The 21,234-nt window shown below is 37.9% G+C and carries 8 protein-coding genes; 2 read left to right on the plus strand and 6 right to left on the minus strand.

Going from position 1 to position 21,234, the window contains the following annotated elements; genetic code table 11:
- Positions 1 to 109: 109 nt before the first annotated feature.
- From FHS59_RS21160 to rocD, 6 genes are all read right to left on the minus strand, one after another.
- A complete protein-coding gene (locus FHS59_RS21160; RefSeq protein ID WP_184497955.1) occupies positions 110 to 2,035 on the minus strand; it encodes a hypothetical protein in 1,926 nt (641 codons plus the stop codon).
- Entirely contained in the window at positions 2,032 to 8,550 is a 6,519-nt protein-coding gene (locus FHS59_RS21165) for a rhoptry family protein (RefSeq protein WP_184497957.1), read from the minus strand. The genes FHS59_RS21160 and FHS59_RS21165 overlap by 4 nt, the downstream gene beginning before the upstream one ends.
- 5 nt (positions 8,551 to 8,555) lie before the next feature.
- A complete protein-coding gene (locus FHS59_RS21170; RefSeq protein WP_184497959.1) occupies positions 8,556 to 11,780 on the minus strand; it encodes a hypothetical protein in 3,225 nt (1,074 codons plus the stop codon).
- A gap of 3 nt (positions 11,781 to 11,783) precedes the next feature.
- Entirely contained in the window at positions 11,784 to 18,413 is a 6,630-nt protein-coding gene (locus FHS59_RS21175) for a DUF6603 domain-containing protein (protein ID WP_184497961.1), read from the minus strand.
- Positions 18,414 to 18,683: 270 nt separating this feature from the next.
- Positions 18,684 to 19,340 (minus strand): HAD family hydrolase, encoded by a 657-nt coding sequence (locus tag FHS59_RS21180; RefSeq protein WP_184497962.1) that lies wholly within the window; start codon positions 19,338 to 19,340, stop codon positions 18,684 to 18,686.
- Between the two features lie 66 nt (positions 19,341 to 19,406).
- Positions 19,407 to 20,645 carry an ornithine--oxo-acid transaminase gene (gene rocD, locus FHS59_RS21185; protein WP_184497964.1) on the minus strand — a complete coding sequence of 413 codons (1,239 nt, stop codon included), beginning with the start codon at positions 20,643 to 20,645 and terminating at the stop codon, positions 19,407 to 19,409.
- Between the two features lie 69 nt (positions 20,646 to 20,714).
- On the opposite strand from rocD, the gene FHS59_RS21190 reads away from it, so the two are divergent.
- Complete coding sequence (locus FHS59_RS21190; RefSeq protein ID WP_184497966.1) at positions 20,715 to 20,873, plus strand: DUF5522 domain-containing protein; 159 nt, start codon at positions 20,715 to 20,717, stop codon at positions 20,871 to 20,873.
- A gap of 101 nt (positions 20,874 to 20,974) precedes the next feature.
- A complete protein-coding gene (rpmB, locus tag FHS59_RS21195; protein ID WP_074226189.1) occupies positions 20,975 to 21,217 on the plus strand; it encodes a 50S ribosomal protein L28 in 243 nt (80 codons plus the stop codon).
- The last annotated feature ends 17 nt before the right edge of the window (positions 21,218 to 21,234 follow it).

Consider the following 21,234-nt stretch of genomic DNA (forward strand, 5'->3'; position numbering starts at 1 on the left):
AGTTTCAATTTCTTGTTTTCTTCTCTTGCTTGCTCAGATTCCTAACACCGAAGTGCGTTTATCTTAAATATTTAAATTTCATTTATAATACCATTAATTTAAGGATTTACTATTTATTATCCAATACTAAATCAAACCGTAATCCGCTACTTCCTTCCCCTCGACCTGTCCTTTTCCTTCTTCCGTACCAGGATACAATTTTTCCATTATACCACCTTGTTCTCTGATAAGTCCCCGTCAATTTCACACCAGATCTAGGTATTTCTTCTTCATTAATGAAAAATGGCGTTTTTTGACTGTCATCTTCATTGATTCCATCTCTTAAAAGTTGAGTTCTTGGTCTTATAGCATGTGGTTCAAATATTTCCAATATTCTGGGCATAGATGCTCTTTGAAAATGAATTTCGCGGTTTGAGCCTTTCTGATGAACAGCAATAAATGGAATCCAATTTTCACTTACGCTATTTCCCAATTGATATTTCAACTGGGGCTTATATGTTGTCGCTCTACTATCTATAGCATTCAAATTGATTTCAGGCAATACTATCTCATCCGCAACTTCTTCTTCCTTAATAAGTCTCTCAAATTCTGAGTTTAGGTTACTTGCAGCCTCGTATCCATCCATACCTCCTCCTAAACTATCTGGAATTCTAGATTCAATTCCCCAGACCATATTCGCCATTTCATCTCTGATAAACTTAACTTCTTCAATTGCTTCACTTTCTAGCGTCTTGACAGCTGCTGCAGGAAGCAATATTCGTTTATCAAATGCAGGTGCCTCAAATTCCCCTTTATCAACTGTTAGGGAATACATATTCCATTCGTTCCAGCTTTCCCCATTTTTATGAGCCGCATCTACAAAGTAATTTTGACCGAAAGTATCCCTGACCAAAATTCCCTCTACTTCAGCAAATGTCCCAGTGGGTATATCATAAGGAATTGAGAGCCAATCATTGCTATACTGAAGCGCATATTGGGTCACGAGTATTTTTGCAATATCTGTATCAGAAGCTTTTAAATTCCCAAGATCGATAGAACCATCTTCCATTTCCCACCATCTTGAATTCGGCATTCCCGCAAAGCTTGCCTCAGATGGTATTACGGTCAATACTTCTCTTTTTCTTATAGTTTCATCGATGGAGCTGCTTCCTTCCTCTTTTTCTTTCGCAACATCAAATGAATACCAATCAAGATGACCTTGGAAATATTCATCTGCTTTTAGCTCTGTTTGAGTTCCATTTCCTTCGTCAATTGTTGTCTTAAAAGTATATTCTAACCGATTATTTAACCAAGAATCATCCTGACTGTTTTCAGGTAAATTCAATTCATTTACGACATAATCAATCCATTTTTTAGCAGCATCTTGAGCTATTGTCTTATGTTTCGAAAGTATAAACTTATCAGGACTAGGAGTTTGACTCCCCGCTAATACAAAATTGTTGATTTTAGAAAAATCCCGGTCAAGTTCTAACCAGAGTCCACGGCCATTTACAGCTCTTCCAGCCATAGCACGGAGAAATGAAGAAGCTTGCTGCAAACTTAAACTCCTTGCTTTTACAGTAGTCTCTTGTGCCGTTTCTCCATCTTCGATTTCAGGTAAAACAAAAGGATACTTTTCTAAAAATTGATTTTTATACATGCCGGTCGTATAACCTTGGCTAGTAGGAGCATTTCCTCCCACCTCATCTAATACCTGTAAAAACTTTTTTCCAAGCCTTACTGCCATCTTTAGATCAATATCAGGGATTATCCGCTCCACTCTTGTTTCGAGTGGGATAGCTTCTGAATAAGGAGTTTTTAGCCCATTTGCGCCTGTAAAAGACGTCATCCTTACAGTATTTATGGCAACTTTAGCGAAAATTGCTGACCCCGCATCTTCTCCCTTCAGCTCTCCAAATTGGAATTGTCTTGCTAGCATCCATAATGGATCATGGACTTTTGCAGCCAAAGAGTCATCTAATTCTTCCTCTCGAGGACGTCCTTCTATTCGGTTATACGCCCTAAACGGTTCACATGCCTGATATTTAATACTCATGATAATTCTTCCGGTTCATGTCCAACATTTACACTTGTATAATCAATGAAATAGCCTAGGCTTTCCTCATCCCCAGGTTGAGGGTCGTTATCTGGATTGTCATCTGAGGATGCCAATTCCTGCGCAAATTTATCATCACCAAATGCTAAAGTAGCCGTGGCAGGAAGCAACTGGGAGAACATTGAATCATCAACTTGATCAGGCTCCACCGATCTTAATTTTGCAAGATTAAAAGCTTCTTCTACGCATAGCGCTAATTGTTCAAAATCCCAAGTCCCTGTTTTTTCAGGAGGAACAGCCAGTAAAAGATTTTGAGGTGCTCTGGAATCCGGCTGATTAAAGTGGAAAGCAATTCCCGTGGTTTCTTTCTCATCTGGAATTATTTCCATCCATTCATCTAGTAACAATCCTACACTGATTTGCTGTAAGTTTTCCCTTTCAAAAATCAACAAAGACAACCTATCTCCATCTGGTTTAAAAGTCTCCGGATAGGAAGCCCCAAGCCAATAATCTCTTTCATCGACTGGAGGAAGATTATTCATATCAAATGGTAACTGAATTGGCTTTAAACTGATCGAATCTTCCTGGAAAACTTCTCCTAACATCGAAACTGTTTCTAGATGACCCAACCTATTTCTAACTAATGAAATTCCAGACCACCAGTCTTGAGGATAGTTTTCAGCGTGATTTCGAAGTGGGCCTTCCGTTACAGTTAAATTCATCTGTCCGGTAAGATCTGCCTCGTTTGATATCGTGACTTTAGGAAGGATTTTGAAACCGCGACCAAAGAATTTAGATGAAAAATCAGCCGTAAAACTCACCCATTTCCCTTGATCCACCTCTAATTCCAATTCTGAAAATTTTGCCTGAGCAAATGCAATATTTTCTGCCATTTTAGTTTTGGCGGAAATTATCCTTTGTGCCAATGTCAAGATATCTTCATTTGAGTCTGTTGGGTAAAATCCAGAAAATCCATATTCTGTCAATGATACTAAAGAACTAATCGCCAATTCGCGCTCAGACTGGCTATAAGTAGTCTTTGATAATTCAAAAGGAGACAAAGAATCAAAAAGATTTTGATAATCAGTCATTGCCTCATTCATTCTAGCCAGCAGATCGTCTGTATCAATTCCCGGGGCAACCGGTCCAAAATTCAAATCATCTTCTGCAATTCTGTAATCTCTCGCATCTGCTCCTCTGGCAGCTCCAATAACTTTTCCCAAATGCTGTAAAAGGGATACAATCTCTCCGAAACTTAAATCAGAAGAACTGGCTGCTTCATTAAAACTTAATTTAATTTTATCATTTTCCGTGGCTCCATTTTGCTTAAGAAAATCAATTGCCCTTGCTTGTAATTCATTTTGACTTTCATCCCCACCTGTTGTAATCAAAAGCACCAAATCAATAGCCTGCATACCCAGATCTACTAAATTCATACTTGTTTCTGTATCTCCAAAAGTAGCTTTCCAGCTTATCTTAACAGGATCACCGATTTTTGAAGCCAACCAATTATTCAAAGATGGTTCTGCTTTACTTTTAGGACTAACAGGTATTCCTGCCCAAGGGGAATTAGAATTTGAAGCAACTAGAATCTGAAGTAAGGCCCTTTGGGTAACCATTACTCCTTGTCTCATACTTTTTATTATCTCAGGGTCAAGCGGTACTTTTCCCTCCGAAATCGAGTTCAAGACAGCACTAGCTCTCACATGATTTCCACGAACTAATTGGTAAACTCCTTCTGCAGTGACCAAATCCCCAAGTGAATCAATCGCATCTGCCATGTTATCTAACTCATGTACAATTGCTTTTAGTTTTTTACGCTCAAGACTAGCATTTGACCCCGTACTTGGATTTGCAGGGTTTGGAAGTTGGCTTGCTAATCCCCACGGGTAACCTCTGAAGCTTACCGGTGAAGTTTGATCATTGATGATGTTTTCAACAAAAGTTTTATCCGGATTCCATAATCCAGCTTTATCAAGCTCACTTTCAATATGATCTACCAATGCCAAGCCATCTACAACATTTGCCGCTTTGACTGCTTCGGCTTGCGTTGTGTCTGTAGGATCGACTGAGGAATCTGAATATGTCGGGAATTTTCTCCTCAATCGATAGATATAGACATCCATCTCCAAAGGTTTGCCTGAACCATCATCATATTTTTCATGGAGGGCTCTTTCAAATATATACCCCAAAAGCGCTCCTGTCTCTTGGCCATTCCCTACCCCTTCTAATAAATGAAGAGCCATTCTTATTCTTTTGGAAGTCAGGTTTATCGAGAGAGCATTATTTCCATCACCCTTATCCTTAATAGAGTTATAACCAGCCCTCAAAACTGCAGCAGTCACTGCGTGGTTCATACTTGGACCATGAATAAAACCTTGGCTATCCGCCAACTCTTTTACTTCCTGTCCATTTGATGACTCTAGGCCTTTTGGTAAATTACTTTTAACAATATCAGGACCTTCTGATTTTTTTAAGTCATGAACAAAACCATAAGCCCCTAGGTAAGTGCCCGTAGACTTAACTTTTCGCAATTCCCTTAATCGATAATCAGATAAACCAGTCAACCAAGCATCTAAACGATAACTCACCAAGTCAATATGCGAAGCCAATAATCTTTCTAAGTCCTCTACATCTAAATCCTTGATTTTTTCCAATGCCCTACGGGCATAAATACTGCGATCATAAACCCAAGCCCCTCGTAACATTGCCATCAAAACTGAATATTGGACTTGTTGCTCGCCATCTACTTCTACTTTGGGCAGATCGGAAAATTTTAACTGGACCAAATCCGCCAAATTACTTGTTTCAAGTAGCCATTCGATGTAATTCTTCCCTTTGTCAGTGGTCGCAAGTTTTTCTGTCCCGATTTTAGGATCCTGTACTAAATGGCCAAGTATAAAATTCCCCTCGGTAAATCTGTTTTTATAAATATTGGTTTTTGAAATAGCATTGGACTGTGTAGCAGAGGTAGTATGCCCTAATCCCTTTAAGAGTAAGTTATAATTTGCTCCTATTTCTGAAGGGCTGAATTTATCTATGATATGATCCCAGTTTACATTAAATCCTAATCCCTCTTCTTCAGGTTCTTGCCATCTATTTGCGGCATTGACGCCGAAACGGAAGAAAAACTCCTTAGAAAGAGGCTCCATTCCCAAAATTTTCAAAAACTCAGCTTGTGGGTCAGTACCGTATTTATCACTATTGATGTTAATCGCATCCTCATTAAAAATCTCAAATGCCACTTTAGTCTGTTTTAAAAACAAGGTCAGATTCTTAATATAATTTGATTCCGTTCCTTTATTAGTACTTCCTTGGGATTTGAATAACTTAATAGGAGTAACAGGTAGAACTCCGTAAGGTTGATTATCCACACGGAAGATTGGTATGGTGCCTAATCCAGATACGTGATTAAGCATGAACAACATGGTCTGAGTAATATCAAAATCCTCCAAAAGATTATTGACCATCACATTGAAATAATACTTCAGAGTAGAATTGAATAATGCACGATTCATCGCACGACCATTACAGATATCCTTTTTATCATGATTCCGAATGAAGTCAGCAATATCATTAGGGAGTCCAATGGCCTCTTTAAAGAATTGACCATCAGTTATATTTAACTCATTACTAGAATCAAAACTATTTAAATATTGAGGAGTATCTTCAGAGAAAAATAAATCAAAGGCTCCATCCATATCATTGTCCAAGGCACGATAAGGCGATTTTACATTTTCTGTATTATTGGTTGCAGTCCCAGCAGGCAAATATTCCAGGCCACCATCACTATAAAGATGATTTGTAAATAGCTTATTGATCAATTTTTGGCTTTCAATTGCATCCTTATTTTGGACTCCATAAGCCATAACCAGATCAAACCCTCTGACAAAATCATCTTTATCCAAAGGGATTTTTACAGCCATTCCAGCTTCCACTGCCGCATTAAAATCAAACATCCAATTTATTTCATCTGGAATTTCCAAATCGCCATTTGGCAAATGCTTGAATTTTTCTGCCTGATCTCCGCTAGGGTCTAAACTTACCGGAAGAGGTTTTTGGACCGTCTTCCCTGTAACTATATGCTGGTATTGGTTATTTCTTTTGGTAATTACTACAAAACGATCTGGTAAAGCTTCTGTAAAACCAGCCCTATCCCAACTTTTGGTTTTCTTTTCCACTTCCGGAAAAGTCAAAGTTGGTTTAAATGGCTCATTCAGCTCTATTAAATGAGTTTTATAATATTCATAAACAATCCTTCCGGATTCATTAATCAGCATCGCCAATTTCTCAATTTGAGATTTTTGCGCTGGAGAAGTTCGGGGTGTCACCCAACTATTAAGCTGGTCTATCAATTCTCTGAAATAAGATATCGCTTGATCTAAAGTGGCTTTAGTCTCAATACAAGGAGAAAAATTAGTCTTACTTAATAATTTTTTAATTTGAGTTGGTGCAGATTCGAAGCTTTCAATCAAATTCGTTATCCTTGCCTCAGTCTTGGTTTTTGATATTCTCTTTTTCTCATAGCCAAGATTCTTAATCAAAAATTTCTCAAGAGAATTACTAATAGTTTGAATTTTTCCTGTTTTTATTTCTTTTGGCTCAACTGCTCGAATGGCATAAGCAGCCCTTCTCACCCCCAAACTAGAGGCCGCTGCTCTCCATGCCCCTAATTTGGCAGCTGCTCTTTCTGATTCAGTTTTGCTGTAAACTTCATAGTAAAAATCACGTGCTACCCTTTCTTCATCGTCTGTTAATCGCTCGTCATGATTATCTATTGCAATATCATCTGGAAAAATCCTAACCCATAATTCATTTACCTCCACAGTTTCCATTGTGAAAATGATCTTGTTTCGGTATTCTTCAAAAAATCGATCTCTAGGGTCATTTACATCTACTAGTTGATCAAGAATTTGATTTTCTATGTTTATTAAGGTCCCTTCTACCTCTGTTCGTGTGTTATTTGCTTCAGGAAGGGGATTTGCATCGAGAACATTTTTCACCTGATCTCTCAGGCTGAAATAAGCGCTTTTCAATTGATCATATTCCCCACGTGGTAAAAGTATGGTGCTGGAGGTCGTAGTTTTTATCTTATTCTGAAGATCGGAAAGTTGTTTATTAAGAACCACTAGGCTTTCTTGCGGCGGCTTTTCTGCACTTAATTTAATGGTATCTCTGGCATTTAAAATCTGATTCCGAGTGGCTGCAGAAGACAAACTACTGGTTCGTATTTTGTTTTCTGCCAAAATCTGATTTTCAACTTTTTTAAACCCTGGTTCCAGTTCTTGGAAGTCTTTCAAATAACTGGCTAATTGACTGTTAAGCCTTGTTATGGTTGCTTTTTCAATACTGGTTTTAGGTTTGATTTTTTTTGATAGGCTCTGAAAAACCAATAGCTGTTTTTTTAAGGTTGCATAATTGGATTTCAGAAGATTAACCTCCTTCAAATCACCGTTTAATGGTAATTGAGAGTTCTTATGGATTACCTTTAATTGAGAAAACAGTTCCTTTTGAACACCTGATAAGGTTTTATAATCCTTGATACCGATCCTATTCTTTGCTGCTAGGAAAAAATTAGCCTTAACTATTAAGCTATTCAATTGCTTGATAGGATAGGTTTTCAATGTCTCGCGAAACTTTACAACAGGAACTGTTTCCTTATCGATTTTGGTTTTTAGGGTATTAATCTTTTTCCTTAATTCATACTCCTCTTTCTTTAAATTCTTTTTACCCGTGTAACCAATTTTGAAGTTGGTCAATCGGACATTGCCACTTTTATGTTGTCTCTTGATATAGGAAATTTTGCTCTGTATTTTCTTAACCATATCATCCGTCGCCCTAAAATCGGGTGAATCAGCAATGACATCCATTTCCTCTATCTGCTTTTCAATATTGGCAAGTTCCTGATCAAGGGTTGCAGCGTTGATTTTATTGGAAACAAAAATAGCATCAATGCTTTTTTCGAGCTTTTCTAAAGCACCTAAGTATAATTTTCCTTTTTCATAAATATTGCGGGATGGAGTTTTAATTCGCTCCACCGCCTTACTTAAGTTTTCTACTTCTTGGCTTAAATCAGTTTTAGATTTATCCAAAGTTTTAGCTACTTCTATCGAGGTGACAATTGCAGAGATATCTTGAACAGCATCCCTCAAAACCACCTTATCGGCCCTACTGGCCTCCTCTATTTTATTTAATTTTTCTGTGATTTTCTGAACACTTTTCTGATAGGTACCAATAGTCCTACCGACTTCTGGAACTTTTATTTTTTTCTCTTCTGCAGAATTGAAAAAGACTTGAATATCATAAATCAGCTTATAAATATCCTGAACCGCCACATTGGTTTTTCCTACTCCAGGAGCTAAGGGTTTAACTATTCTGGAATAAGTCATAAACTTAGTCTCCAAACGAACCGGAAGCATTAAAACAGGAAAATCATCACTTTTCTGATTAAAAGCAGTCTTGATTTGATGAAAAATTGGATCGTTATATTTTCCTACAATTTCAGGGATTGGCATAGTGCTTAATCGTTTAGCATGGTCGAAGCATGACGTGCAAAAAGAATTGGGGATTGATAAAGAATATAAGCCATATCACTGCTGCTCGCACCCCATTGAGCAGCTCTTGGGCCGGTTCCACCGGGACTGAGATTAATATTCACTCCATTAATTTTTAAATAAGGTGGCTGATTTGCTGCATTGCCAGTAATATGTTCCCAAGTCACTTGATCCCAATTATCTGGCGTGTTATCTAAAGCCCCATCTAAGTCATCTAATCCAAAACTAACTTGGCCAGGTCTTTCTCTGAGAACAAAGAACCATCCCGGGTTATTCGTTCGGTTCCCATTTGCCTCTTCTTGAGATAATTCAAAACCAAAGAAATATACATCGGGCTCTATACTACCGCTGATTATTGGCCATTTCACATTTTTAGCTACCTCATAATCGCTTAATTGTCTTGGCAAAGCTGGGTTTCCATTTTTATACACTGCCTTTTGGGCATATACTAATGTGTTAGGATATTTTCTCAATAAATCTCCTTTTATCAAAAGCACCAGATCAGGACCCGGTTTCTCTTCATTTTTCCCTAAAGCTTTGTTCCATTTATGGATTTCCTTGATGTCAGCTCGCGCATTTTGATTTGTGAGCATTGCCTCCACATAAGCTTCATAATCATCCCCCAATTCTACACTGTTCATCGGATCGTTGTCATATTCCCAGAAATGACGGAAGTAACTCCCACGCATGTCAGTTGGGAATTCTCTCCAGAGTAATTCTCTTGAAAACTCATGATTCATACCCATCAAAAACGATTCGATAAACTCTCTATTCGTTTCCATTAGGGTGATGGTATTCGGTTCGATTTCACTGATATTGGGTATGATGTAATCAGGCGAAATTTCCTTCAAATAGTCATAAACCGGGATTGGGAATCGTGGGTAAGCCATAATCGGCTTATTATTATTGATGAAATTAGCTGTGAAAAATGAGGAAAGCTTTCTATTAAAATTAATTATTGGATCAAGTTTGACTCTTATTTTGTCATGCAAATCCAAAGGTAAAACAGCTCTTACGGGCTTTTTAAAGACCTTTACAACACTTGAATTATTTACCTTAGAGACGAATTTATTTTGAAAACTATCTAAGTAATTCTGTCTTTCTAATAATACTTCACTATGCTTAAAATAAAAGGAATCACCTGCTGGAACTTCTTTTCTAATAAATTTAACCTGATCCGCAGGGCCATAAAAACCTTCTTGGAAATTCGTACTGATCTTGCTGTCAAATATTTCTGAGTTTACAGTCAAATTTCTTTCCTGACCTTTTAAACTTTTATTAGTAATACCATTCAAAATAGAAGTTGCTCTAGCTTTTTGATCCTCCGTAAAATCAGAAGGAAGCTTAGCCAATACTTGATTAGTGTTAAAATTAACATTTGGGAATTCCAAAATAGCATTTGCTAAGTGCTCCATAAAAGAAACAGGAGGGTTTAAAACCACACTGTTTATCGCCTCTAAAGCATTTAAAGTAGGTAACACTATTTTTGGCTCACTCTTGACTGGAGCTGCCGAGATTTTCCCGTCAGCACCGATAGGTTTATTTAAATTCTGATAAAAGCTTTTATTTAAAATATCAAAAGCCCCGTCTTTGCCTTTGTTCATCAGTGCAGTTGGCGTGAAATTATTAGCAACTTTCAAAAATGAACCCGATCGTATCGCTGTTGGTACGGTAGACTTTTTAACTGCATTTTTGATCGTATTCGCTGGATCAAGTTTCATCATCTCAAAAGCTTTTCCAGTAGCATTGATCAAATCAAATTTATCTAGCTTAAATACTTTCTTTGTTGCAAGCGCCTTGGTTGCTCGCTTCATTAATTCACTCTCACGAATTTTTTGATTTGCTTCATTAATATCACCGATCTGCTCCCAGGCCATCTCCATAAATTTCTCCTGATGTTTTTGAACAACCTGTACTCCCAAACCAGCAGCAGATCGGTTACTGGGATGAAGGTTTATCCTATGAATCCAATCATTACTATTTGCAGATAGTTTTAAGATACCTTTATGCCATTTCCCATAAATAGGTGGCGTAATAATAGGATCTTCTTCCACAAGTGGTGAGTAAAAAAATGACGGATTCACCAGGGGAGCTGTATCCTGAAGATTAAAAGATAAATTCAGAACATCCCTTAATTGATTTTTCAGATCCTGATCACTCATAGGCCAAGGTGCCGTTTGATAATCAGGGTGTCTCATGGCTCCTTCCACATACCCTACAGCATCTTCACCCACAGGTTTAATACCAAAACCTATGTCAGTCATTTCCATTTCTCGTTTCCCAATATTCTCGGGAAGTTCTCTGGCTTCAAGAAGCTGCGCTAAACTTTCAAAATCACCGCCTTCATCTACTTTAAATGTCCATGTGAAATAATAAGGGTAACTCGAAGGATTAGTACCACCATTTATTGCTGATCGGGACCAAGAGGACTTTTGGGCTGGAACTCCTTCTGTATCTAACCCTAATCCGGCAAGTCGCCCAGTTTCGAATGCGGGTACTAGAAATGCATGATACAAATTTGGATCATAATCCAAAGATGGGTTTGGATTTGTATACTTGAGTTTTCTTGCACAAAGTACTCTTGAAAGAGCTAAGTCAGGATTTTTGGAAAGTTTATTTGAAAGTTGATTAGCAGGGTTGGAAGGACTATCACCTAAATCCTCCAAAACATGCACATGAGCTAACGCAAACGTATCCTTTTCATTACAAAAAACACTCGGTAAGGCATCATTTGTGATATTGATAAATGGTGTGGGAGTACCTCCAGTACTTTTTTCGAATTCATTCTCCCTCAAAACAATAAGTGCAAGCCAAGGTCTTAGCTTATTCCCAACAGGTTTGGCTGGAGTAAACCTCCAAGGGAGATCCTCCTCATAAAACTCGATATAACAAAGATTATTCGTTTCATAATTTGTTACACCTTTTTTCGGATGAACTCGGATAATTGAATTTGAATTTATCCCCAGAACATCCCCTGGCCCCTGAACTTTAACAGTTTTGGTAATGCTATGAGTTTGAGATGTCTCTCCTTTTGAGGCTTTGACTTTGGTAGTCACGGTGATCTCAGGCCTTTCAACAGAAGCATTATTGGGTATCGCATTTCCCAAAAAATCAGCTTCAAGGATTTCATTCCCTAAACCTTGTCTCACCCAGGGTAAAAATGAATAACTCGCTAATACAGAATCTGGCATAATTTATAAGGCTAAAACATCATTTGCTACAACTTGAACACTTTGTTTCCCTTTGATGGAAGAAACTTTTGAAATCTGAACTGCCTCCATGTAAGAAAGCTTTTGAGCACCATTTACCACAGCAAGGTCATCCGTTCCAACTACTGCATATCCAGGTTTCTGAAGCGTTACTTTTTTAGGATTGACAACTTGAGATTTATTTGCTGATAACACTGATCTACCAACTGCTCCGGTTCTACTAAAGAAGGTGGTTTCTTTTTGACTGAATATTGCGGAGGAATTAAGTCTATTAATGGCAAAAGTGTTATTTGCCTCATCCATAATGTGCTGCTCATATTCTACATCTCTATCGAGCACCGCACCACATTTTAAGCTATCTGTCGAACTTAGTTTTACACCTGAATCTTGTTCATTAAAAGATGGCAAACTTAATTTTTCATTATCCTTGATATCGAGGAAGTTTGCAGGAGCGAATGCTTCTTGGATATAGGAGTAGACAGCATCAGAACTTCCAATTTTGATTTCTATTACTTCAAATTTGGTAAAATCAGAAGGTTTAAATTGACCGAACTTAGATATCTCCACCTGCAGCGGAACCACTTTTTGACTGATCTCAATTGAGCCACTTGGAACCAAGATTAAATCTTCTTCTGAAGCTAAACCCTTCATTCTTATTCCAGAGGAATTGGAATTGGAAGTAATACTTCTCCAATTTTGGATGTCCTCCATTGCTTCGGTAAGTAATGGGAATACTTCAATATCCGGCAAGGTGGTATCTCTCTTATCACCCCAGGTGACATCAAATTTAACTTTAACGGAGAAGAATAGAATTTTAAACTTGGCTGTTCCTTTTGCTCTCCAGGGAGTAGGTCCTTGTAATGTAAATTCCAGAGAAAGACTTAGAAGGGTAGTACTTCCTGCTTTGACTGCCAGCCTGGCTCTTGCATCAGCAATAAATAGGAATGGTGAGAATTGGAACAAAACATCAAAGCCAAATTCACCCACTACTTTAAAGCCTGCTACTCCAAAATAGAAATCTATTCCTGCACCAAACTGAACAGTATTAGAAGTAACCGCAAAATAACAGGTCAGCGTCAATCTTGGATTTCCCGAAAGGATCTTCAAGGTCAACCGCTTCATTGTGGGAATCTGCAAATGCGTCGGTGGATCAAATCGTGGATGAAAACCACCCACAGAAAGAACAAAATCTGGTTTTGCGCCCCAACTTATTCTTAGAATCATGTCACCCTCTAACCCGAAGGTTAACACTTTTGAATCAAAAAGGCTTGCATCAAAGCTCAGCATGCCTTTTTCAAAGTCAATCATTCCCAAGAAAGCCACTTGGATTTTTATCAGTGCTGCATTTTCATCAGGTAAGATTACGCGAAGAACCCCAAGAATTCCGAATCGAACCGGATTTGCAAACTCAATTGCAATTCCTAAATCAACCCGTAAGATGGTAGGTACTCCCCATGTAATTGCCGCCATCGGACCTAATACAAACTGATCCCTTTTAACAGGGAAAACTTCCTTGATATCAGTAAGTATTTTATTTATGTTGGCAATGATATCTTTAGGGAAAAGGATGTTTTGAATGGTACCACTACGTACCCCATCCCTTAATCTTTCTACTTGAATGGTTCGATGAATACCTAAGATCCCACCTAATCCGGAGATAAAAAATCCAAATCCAAGAGCTATTCCAGTCCCAAATTCTACAGAAACAATAAATAAAACTGAGGTACCAGGCTTTCCATCTGGCATTTTACTGTTAATGATACCTATCGCAGAAACAGCAAAAAGATTCATAAACGAAAGCTCTATTGCTCCCGCATACTCGCCTTTATCTTTATCAAAAAACAGGTATCCACCTCCAGTAAACACAGGCGTATCCAAAGAAACACCTAACCCGGTTGGGGGTAAGAATTTTATATCAATATTGACAACTCCAAAATTCGAGTTTCCTTGCGGGACTCCATTACTGAAGGTAGGTTTGGTTAATTTAGCTTCAATTCCTAAACCCTCCACAGAGGCAGAAACAGGGCCTAAAGTAATATTAGCTCCAGAAAATGCAAGCCCAAGATCGGCACCAGACGCTCCGTTATTCTTAAAAGATATCTTTATTGCATCGAGACTAACAGCATTTCCAAATTTACCATTCACTGGGATTATGGCTTCGCTTTGAGCTCCCCCGAAAGAAACGCTTAATCCAGATGGCCATCTCACATCTAAGTCGATGTCAAAAGAGCTCCCAAATTGAAGGTCTTTTAAATTAATCTGGCTCGGAAGTAAGTTATCCATCCCTGGGATAACGATCTGATTTTCAATCAAACCTCCTAATATAAAGTCCCAATCATTTGAGGCAGTTCTACTTAAGCCGATTTTACTTAGATAAATTCTTGCAACACTTGGGATATCTACAACCTTCAGCGCATTTGTACTTGGAACCACTTCCCCTAATACATGGAAGGCTCCTTGGTTGTCAATTTCAATATCGACAGCAATAGAAGTAGGTTCGCCTCCCATACCGCTAAAGCCCTCTAACTCTAGCTGACCTTTAAGAGCTATAGTAATTTCTTCAGCATTTTTAGTAACAGAAATCTCAGAAACCGTGATCTTTACAGTACCTATAGTAAATACTGCACTACTTCCAATAGAAGCAGAGAAGTTACCTTTAGAAGGAACATTAAAACTTACTTCGATTTTTGCTTGCTGATCAGATTCATCTTTGAGTCCGGGAATCTCAAGTTCACCCTCAAATGAGAATGGATACTCCAAACTTTCAGGGGTAAAAGAGATTAGAAGCTCTTTAATAGTGAATGCAAATCCGCCAATCTTTATTTTTTGATCTTGAGAAATCGAGATGCTATACTTTTGGTTTGCCTTTGTGTATTGAAAACCAATTCCTATTTCTGCTGGTCCGGATCCATTTTCTTTCTCAAAACCTGAAAAACCTAAGGCTGCTTCAGCAGAAATACTTTCTAAATTTCCATTGAGAATTCTTAAGTCAAACTCTTCAATAAATAAACTTACATCTCCAAGCTTTAATTCAGTTTTACCCCCTCCAGGATTTGCTTGAATGGTATAATCATTTCCATTTGCTAATTGGAAATTAAATGCCAGAGAATTATTCCCATCATCGCAAGCAGGAATCGTTAAGTTCCCCGCAAATACAGCATCAGTTAGATTTCCATTTTGTATCGCAAAGCCAAATTGAGAGAAATCAAAAGTCAATCCTCCAATAGAAAAGGTAGGTAAAGGACTAGCAGAAAAACTAAGCTTATTCTGAGGGGAGTTGTAGGATATTGAAACATCGATGAAGTCATCACCTCCCGGCAACTTAAACTTAGAAGAACCAGAAATAGATTGCATACTACCGTTTGCAACTATTACACTTAGGTTAATGTCTTTCACCTCTAAACCATTTCCTTCCAGAGTACCTGTTGAGGAAATCAGAATCGTGTAACTAGTACCTCCATTCGCAACCGAAAAAGAAAAATTCAGCCCTCCACCATTCGTAAAGAAGGGCATGTTTATAGACCCATCTAATTCTCCGGATTCGAAACTTCCATTTCTAATTAAGAAGGCAAGAGTGGAAATATTTAAAGTAAATATTGCTAATTCTACCGCGGGAAGATTTGTTGCCGAAATCGAAAAATCCTCATTTCCATTTTTGGAATAACCTACTGCTACATTGAATGGCTGGTTTGCTTGGGTCAGCTCCGGGATATGAAATCCTGCGGATCCGTTGGCATTTTGCACTGTTCCATTATCCACGGAAATGCTAAATACTACATCTGAAAGAACAAACATGCCAAAATTTGAACTTTGCCCCGAACCATCAATAGCAATTGAATAACTATTAGATCTTGCTATGGCAACATCAAAACCCAAAGGAGTCCCATCAAATACCGGTAAAGTCACCTGACCATTAACAGCTGCAGAAAAGTTTTGATTCTCCTTACTTTCGATTCTAATCTGATCAAAATGGAGATTAAAGCTATCCAAATCTGCAGTGACATCGGTTAACTCTATCACATAAATTGGATCAGCTCCGGAGGTGTCGACTGAAATATTGAAATTGAATGGCTGGCTAAGGCCAGGAAGCTGTAAAGAGCCTGCTCCAGATAAGGTTTGGAGATTCCCATTTTGAACTGTCAGGCTGAAACTTTGGAAGTTTAATGAGACTGGGCCAAATTCAATCGTATTTTGATCTGGGGTTCCTGTCAGTTCAAGAGTGTAATCCTGCCCTGTATTTCCCACAGCCATTTCATATTGGATTCCCGCTCCTCCTGTGGCATCAGGCAATTTGAATACCCCATTTGCTTGACCACTTTGGAAAGTTCCATTGCTAATTACAAGTTGTAAAGAGGACATTTGAAGCTCCCCTCCAAATAAGTCCACATCTAGCGGATTCTGAAGATTAACTTCGTACCTATTTTGAATTCGTGAATAGGTTAATGAAACCGAACTTACCGAATCAAATCCTGGGATTTGTAGAGAAGCCGTTCCCGAGAAATCCTGCAATACACCAGCTTGAACATTTAAAGCAATCTGTACCTGATTCAACTCAAAATCGCCAAATCTTACAAACTGAGACCCACTGTTAACGGCTATTTGATAGTTTTCATTTCTATCAAATGAAACTGAAAAACCCAAACTTCCTCCATCATCAAAAACAGGTAAAGTCAAGCTTCCAGAAGCACTTGCTGAGAACTGCTGTCCTTTTTGACTAGATAGGTTAATCTGAGTAAAATTAAGATTAAAGCCTCCTATTTCTGCAATGACATTATTTATCTGGATTGCATAAGTTGAGGTATCTCCATTTAATGTTGCATTAAAAGAAAATCCGAAAGACTCACTCAAACCCGGTAATTGCAATTGGCCAGCTCCATTGATACGATCCAATTGGTTACTGACCACAGCTAGTTCAAAGGAGTTGACCTCAAGAATGATAGGCCCAAAATTCAGAATATTATCCTGAGGATTTCCTGTCAATTGAATGGTATAATTATCCCCTTGGTTTCCAATAGCCAAAATAAAGGAGATTCCTGCTCCATCAGTAGAATCTGGAAGTTTGATCTTACCATTTATCAAACTGTTGGAAAAGACTCCGTTGGTAAATTTGAATTGAATCTGTGAAAAATCAATCTTGCAACCAGCAACTTCGGGAAGCCCAAAATTATTAGCTAAGATTGTTAAATTCTCATTTTGATTTACTCTATTAAATTGAACTCCTATTTCAATTGGAGTACCTGAGCTTATTTCTGGAATGGTTAATTCTCCATTTCCTGTAATATCCTGCAATTGCCCATTTTCATAGAGCATCTCGTATTGCTGAAGGTTCAAATCAAACCCTCCATGTGACAAGCTTTGATTTCCGGGATTACTGACATCTATCTTCAACCGATCAGTCTGAGCATCTTCAAATTCTACATTAAAATCAAGCTGACCATTTGAAAATAAAGGAATACCCAAATTTCCTTCCCAAGTACTTGAAACAAGATTTCCGTTTTTATGAATTCTGAGAAAAACCGTATTAAAAGTAACCGCACCAAAACCGAGTGGTATTGGAGAGAAATTGGTGCCGGTAAATTCAAAATGAGGATCTACAAAACTAAAATCAAAAGTTGTCTTAACTGGCTGCTGTGTGGAAGAATCTACTACTCCAGGTAATTCTGCCCATCCATTGATATCAATATCAGGTGATGAGGCTGGATGACTTACTACTTCTATTTGCTCAAAAAATATGGAGACACTACCTTTTTTAAGTTCTTGCCCTTGGGGATTCTGTGCTTGATAGCGTACGTCCCCATTATTTAAAAGCTGTACATTAAAATCAATTTTCCCAGGTCCATTATTGACATCATCCAAAAAGTCAAAGACCAATTCTCCACTTATCTGAGTTCCTGCTTGGAATTCACCATTTTGGATCACTAAAGCTAGCTCATCTATAGTAGCTTGAAATCCTTGAAGCCTAGCAGCTGGGATATTAGTAGCTGAACCATTGAAAATCCCATTCCCATAAGAAATATCTAGTGAAACTTGGTGTGGGCCAGAACCATCTTGATTTTGTAAGCCTGGCAAAAGTGCTTCAATGGAGCATTGTAATTGAGTGAGATTAGAACTTGTAAATGCTAAAGAGGAGCTAGTGATGGTTAATTCGACCCCTTGAATTTTAGATTCAATCGGTTCTTTTTGATTAATAAAAAATTCCTTATCACCGTTTGTTTCTCTTATTTCAATAGTATAAGGGATTTTAGAAAGCTCCTCGGTAACTCGATCCCTCAAGGATGCAAGTTGAGTTTCTCCCTCAACCAACAATTCATCTATTTGGTCTCCGGCATCATTTAGTTTAATCCTAAATTGCTTTAAAACCGACTCCAATTCATGTAAGAAAAAGGCTTGGTTATTAGCAATTAGATCATTGGCAGCTTGAATGATATACTGGTTTGAAACCTTTGAAATATCCACAGGAAGCTTTGTCGGTAAATCCAACTGATCCTTAAAATGCTCAAATACTATTTCAGCTGTATCTGCTGGGTTTGTAATAATTTGATCGAGCTGGGATTTTAATTGGCTTAATCCTAAATCAGAAAGTAAAGACTCAAAAGGTATGTTGACAACCGACATAAAAAATTGTTTTTAAAGGCTAAATAAAAACACGACGAATTAATTTAAATAGATTGAGTTACAATAAAAAGCACCAGCCTATAAATAATCTAAAAAAATTTATATTGAAAACTATAATTCAAACAAAATATATTTTTGTACAATTCTATAGCCACAAAATTCAATTAATTTCAATAATTTAAAATATCCCATTTTTGGTTTCAATTTCCAAAAAAGAAAAAAGCAGACCCAAACGGATCTGCTTTTACATTTAAATCTTTTCCTTTTTATTTAATTACATAAGATCTCATTTACTGTTGCCGGACTGATTTCGCTGTAATCCTTAATATAAAAGTGGCTTTCTGGTAATTCCTCTTTAGTATGAGAGGACAATACGGCAACGACCTTCATCCCGGCATTTAATCCAGCTGTTATTCCAGAAAAAGAATCTTCAAAGACAACACAATCCTTTGGATTCACTTTCAAATTCTCAGCTGACTTCAAATATACCTCAGGATCCGGCTTATGTTTAGTTACATTCTCACTTGCCAAGACAGACCCGAAATAAGGAAAGAGATCCAATTTCCCAGCGATCAGTTCAAGATTTGCCATGGGAGCTGAAGTGGCTACTCCGGTTTTAAAACCATTTTCATGTAACTGATGGAAGAACTCCAAAAACCAACCTATTGGATCTACATGATGCTGATATATTTCTCTAAAAAGACTCTCTTTCTCATCCTCCAACTCCAAAAGTTCATTTCCTTCGATTTTTCGTTCAAAAAAATGACTCATTATATAAGAGTTACTTTTTCCATACATATGTTCGGCAAACTCCTCTTCTGTAGGCTGAAGGTTTCTTTTTGCAAAGAATTGCTGAAACGCAATTGAGTGAAATGGATTAGTATGACAGATCACTCCATCCATGTCAAATATTACTGCTTTGTTCATTTTATTTTTAAAAAAAGTCGCTTCCCGTGGACAACAGAAAGCGACATAATATCAGTTCACTTGAATTTATTTTTTATCAAATTCAGAAATCACTTTTTCAATGATATCACAACATTCGTGAATCTGCTCTTCAGTCATGACCAAAGGTGGAGCAAAACGGATAATATTTCCATGTGTCGGCTTTGCCAATAATCCATGACTAGCCAGACTCATACATATATCCCAAGCCGTTGAACTTTCCTCCGAATCGTTAATCACCACCGCATTGAGCAAACCTTTTCCTCTCACTAATTTTGCAATTGCGTACTTATCTACCACTTTTTGCATTCGGTTTCGGAAAATCTCTCCTAGTATTTGAGCATTTTCAGCCAACTTCTCATCCTGCACCACCTCAAGAGCAGCCATTGCAACTTTTGCTCCCAATGGATTACCGCCAAATGTAGATCCGTGCTGCCCTGGTTTAATCACTTCCATCACATGGTTATCAGCCAAAACTGCTGAAACAGGATAGAATCCACCAGAAATCGCCTTACCCAAAATCACCATATCGGGTTTCACATTTTCATGATCGACAGCTAAAAGCTTTCCAGTTCTTGCAATCCCAGTTTGAATTTCATCGGCAATGAAAAGAACCTGATTGGATTTACACAATTCATTTGCCTTACTTAAATAACCTTCATCCGGAACATAAACGCCCGCCTCGCCTTGTATTGGTTCAACCAAAAACGCGACAACACCTGGTTGCTTTAGGGCTTCGCCCAAAGCTTCTACATTATTATATGGTATTCTAATAAATCCATCTGTATAAGGGCCAAAATTCTTTCTGGCATTTTCATCATTAGAGAAGGAAATGATCGTAGTTGTTCTTCCATGAAAATTATTTTCTGCTACAATAATTTTAGCATTGTTCTCAGCAACACCTTTCTTTTCGTAGCCCCATTTCCTGGCTATTTTAATTGCCGTCTCTACGCCTTCTGCCCCTGTATTCATTGGAAGCACTTTATCGAACCCAAAATACTCTGTTACATATTTTTCAAAAGGACCCAGCACATCATTGTGGAAAGCCCTTGAAGTCAAAGTCAGTGTATTTGCCTGTTCGATCAGGGCATTTTTTATCCTTGGATGACAGTGTCCTTGATTGACCGCAGAATAAGCGGAAAGAAAATCGTAATACTTTTTACCCTCTACATCCCAAAGAAAAACTCCCTCTCCTTTAGCAAGCACCACGGGTAGCGGATGATAGTTATGCGCGCCATATTTATCTTCCAGTTCAATCGCTTCTGAGCTTGATGTGATTGTTTGCATGTTTTTCTTATTTTTGCATTCTCAATTTACTCCTTTGACAAAAATAGAATATTTGAAGTACCTCTCTGCATGAAATCGGAAAAGAACGCACAAAACCAAGGTACTTTAACATCAGAAGATTACTATTTTAATGAACAAGGACTGATGGTTTTCACAAAACACTATCATTTAAAGAGAGGATATTGCTGCGAAAACGGGTGTAAACACTGTCCATACAGAAAAGGATAAATTAAAAGGGAATAATTTTAAACCCTTTGTTGTTAATTCCCAAAAAGTTCCGATATTTGCAGACTCATTACAGAAACGCATACAAATTACGATACAATATCATGGCAAAAGTTTGTGACATTACCGGAAAAAGACCTCGCGTAGGTAACAACGTGTCCCATGCAAACAACAAAACCAAGCGTAGATTCTACCCAAATCTTCACAAGAAGACATTCTACGTTCCTGAGGAAGACGCATGGATCACACTTAAAGTGTGCACTAAGGCATTGAAGACTATCAATAAGAAAGGTATCTCTGCAGTTTTGAAAGAAGCGCAGGATTCTGGCATGATCGTAATCAGATAATCAAAGTCACGACCTTA

The organism is Algoriphagus iocasae, assembly GCF_014206875.1.
Lineage (GTDB): Bacteria > Bacteroidota > Bacteroidia > Cytophagales > Cyclobacteriaceae > Algoriphagus > Algoriphagus iocasae.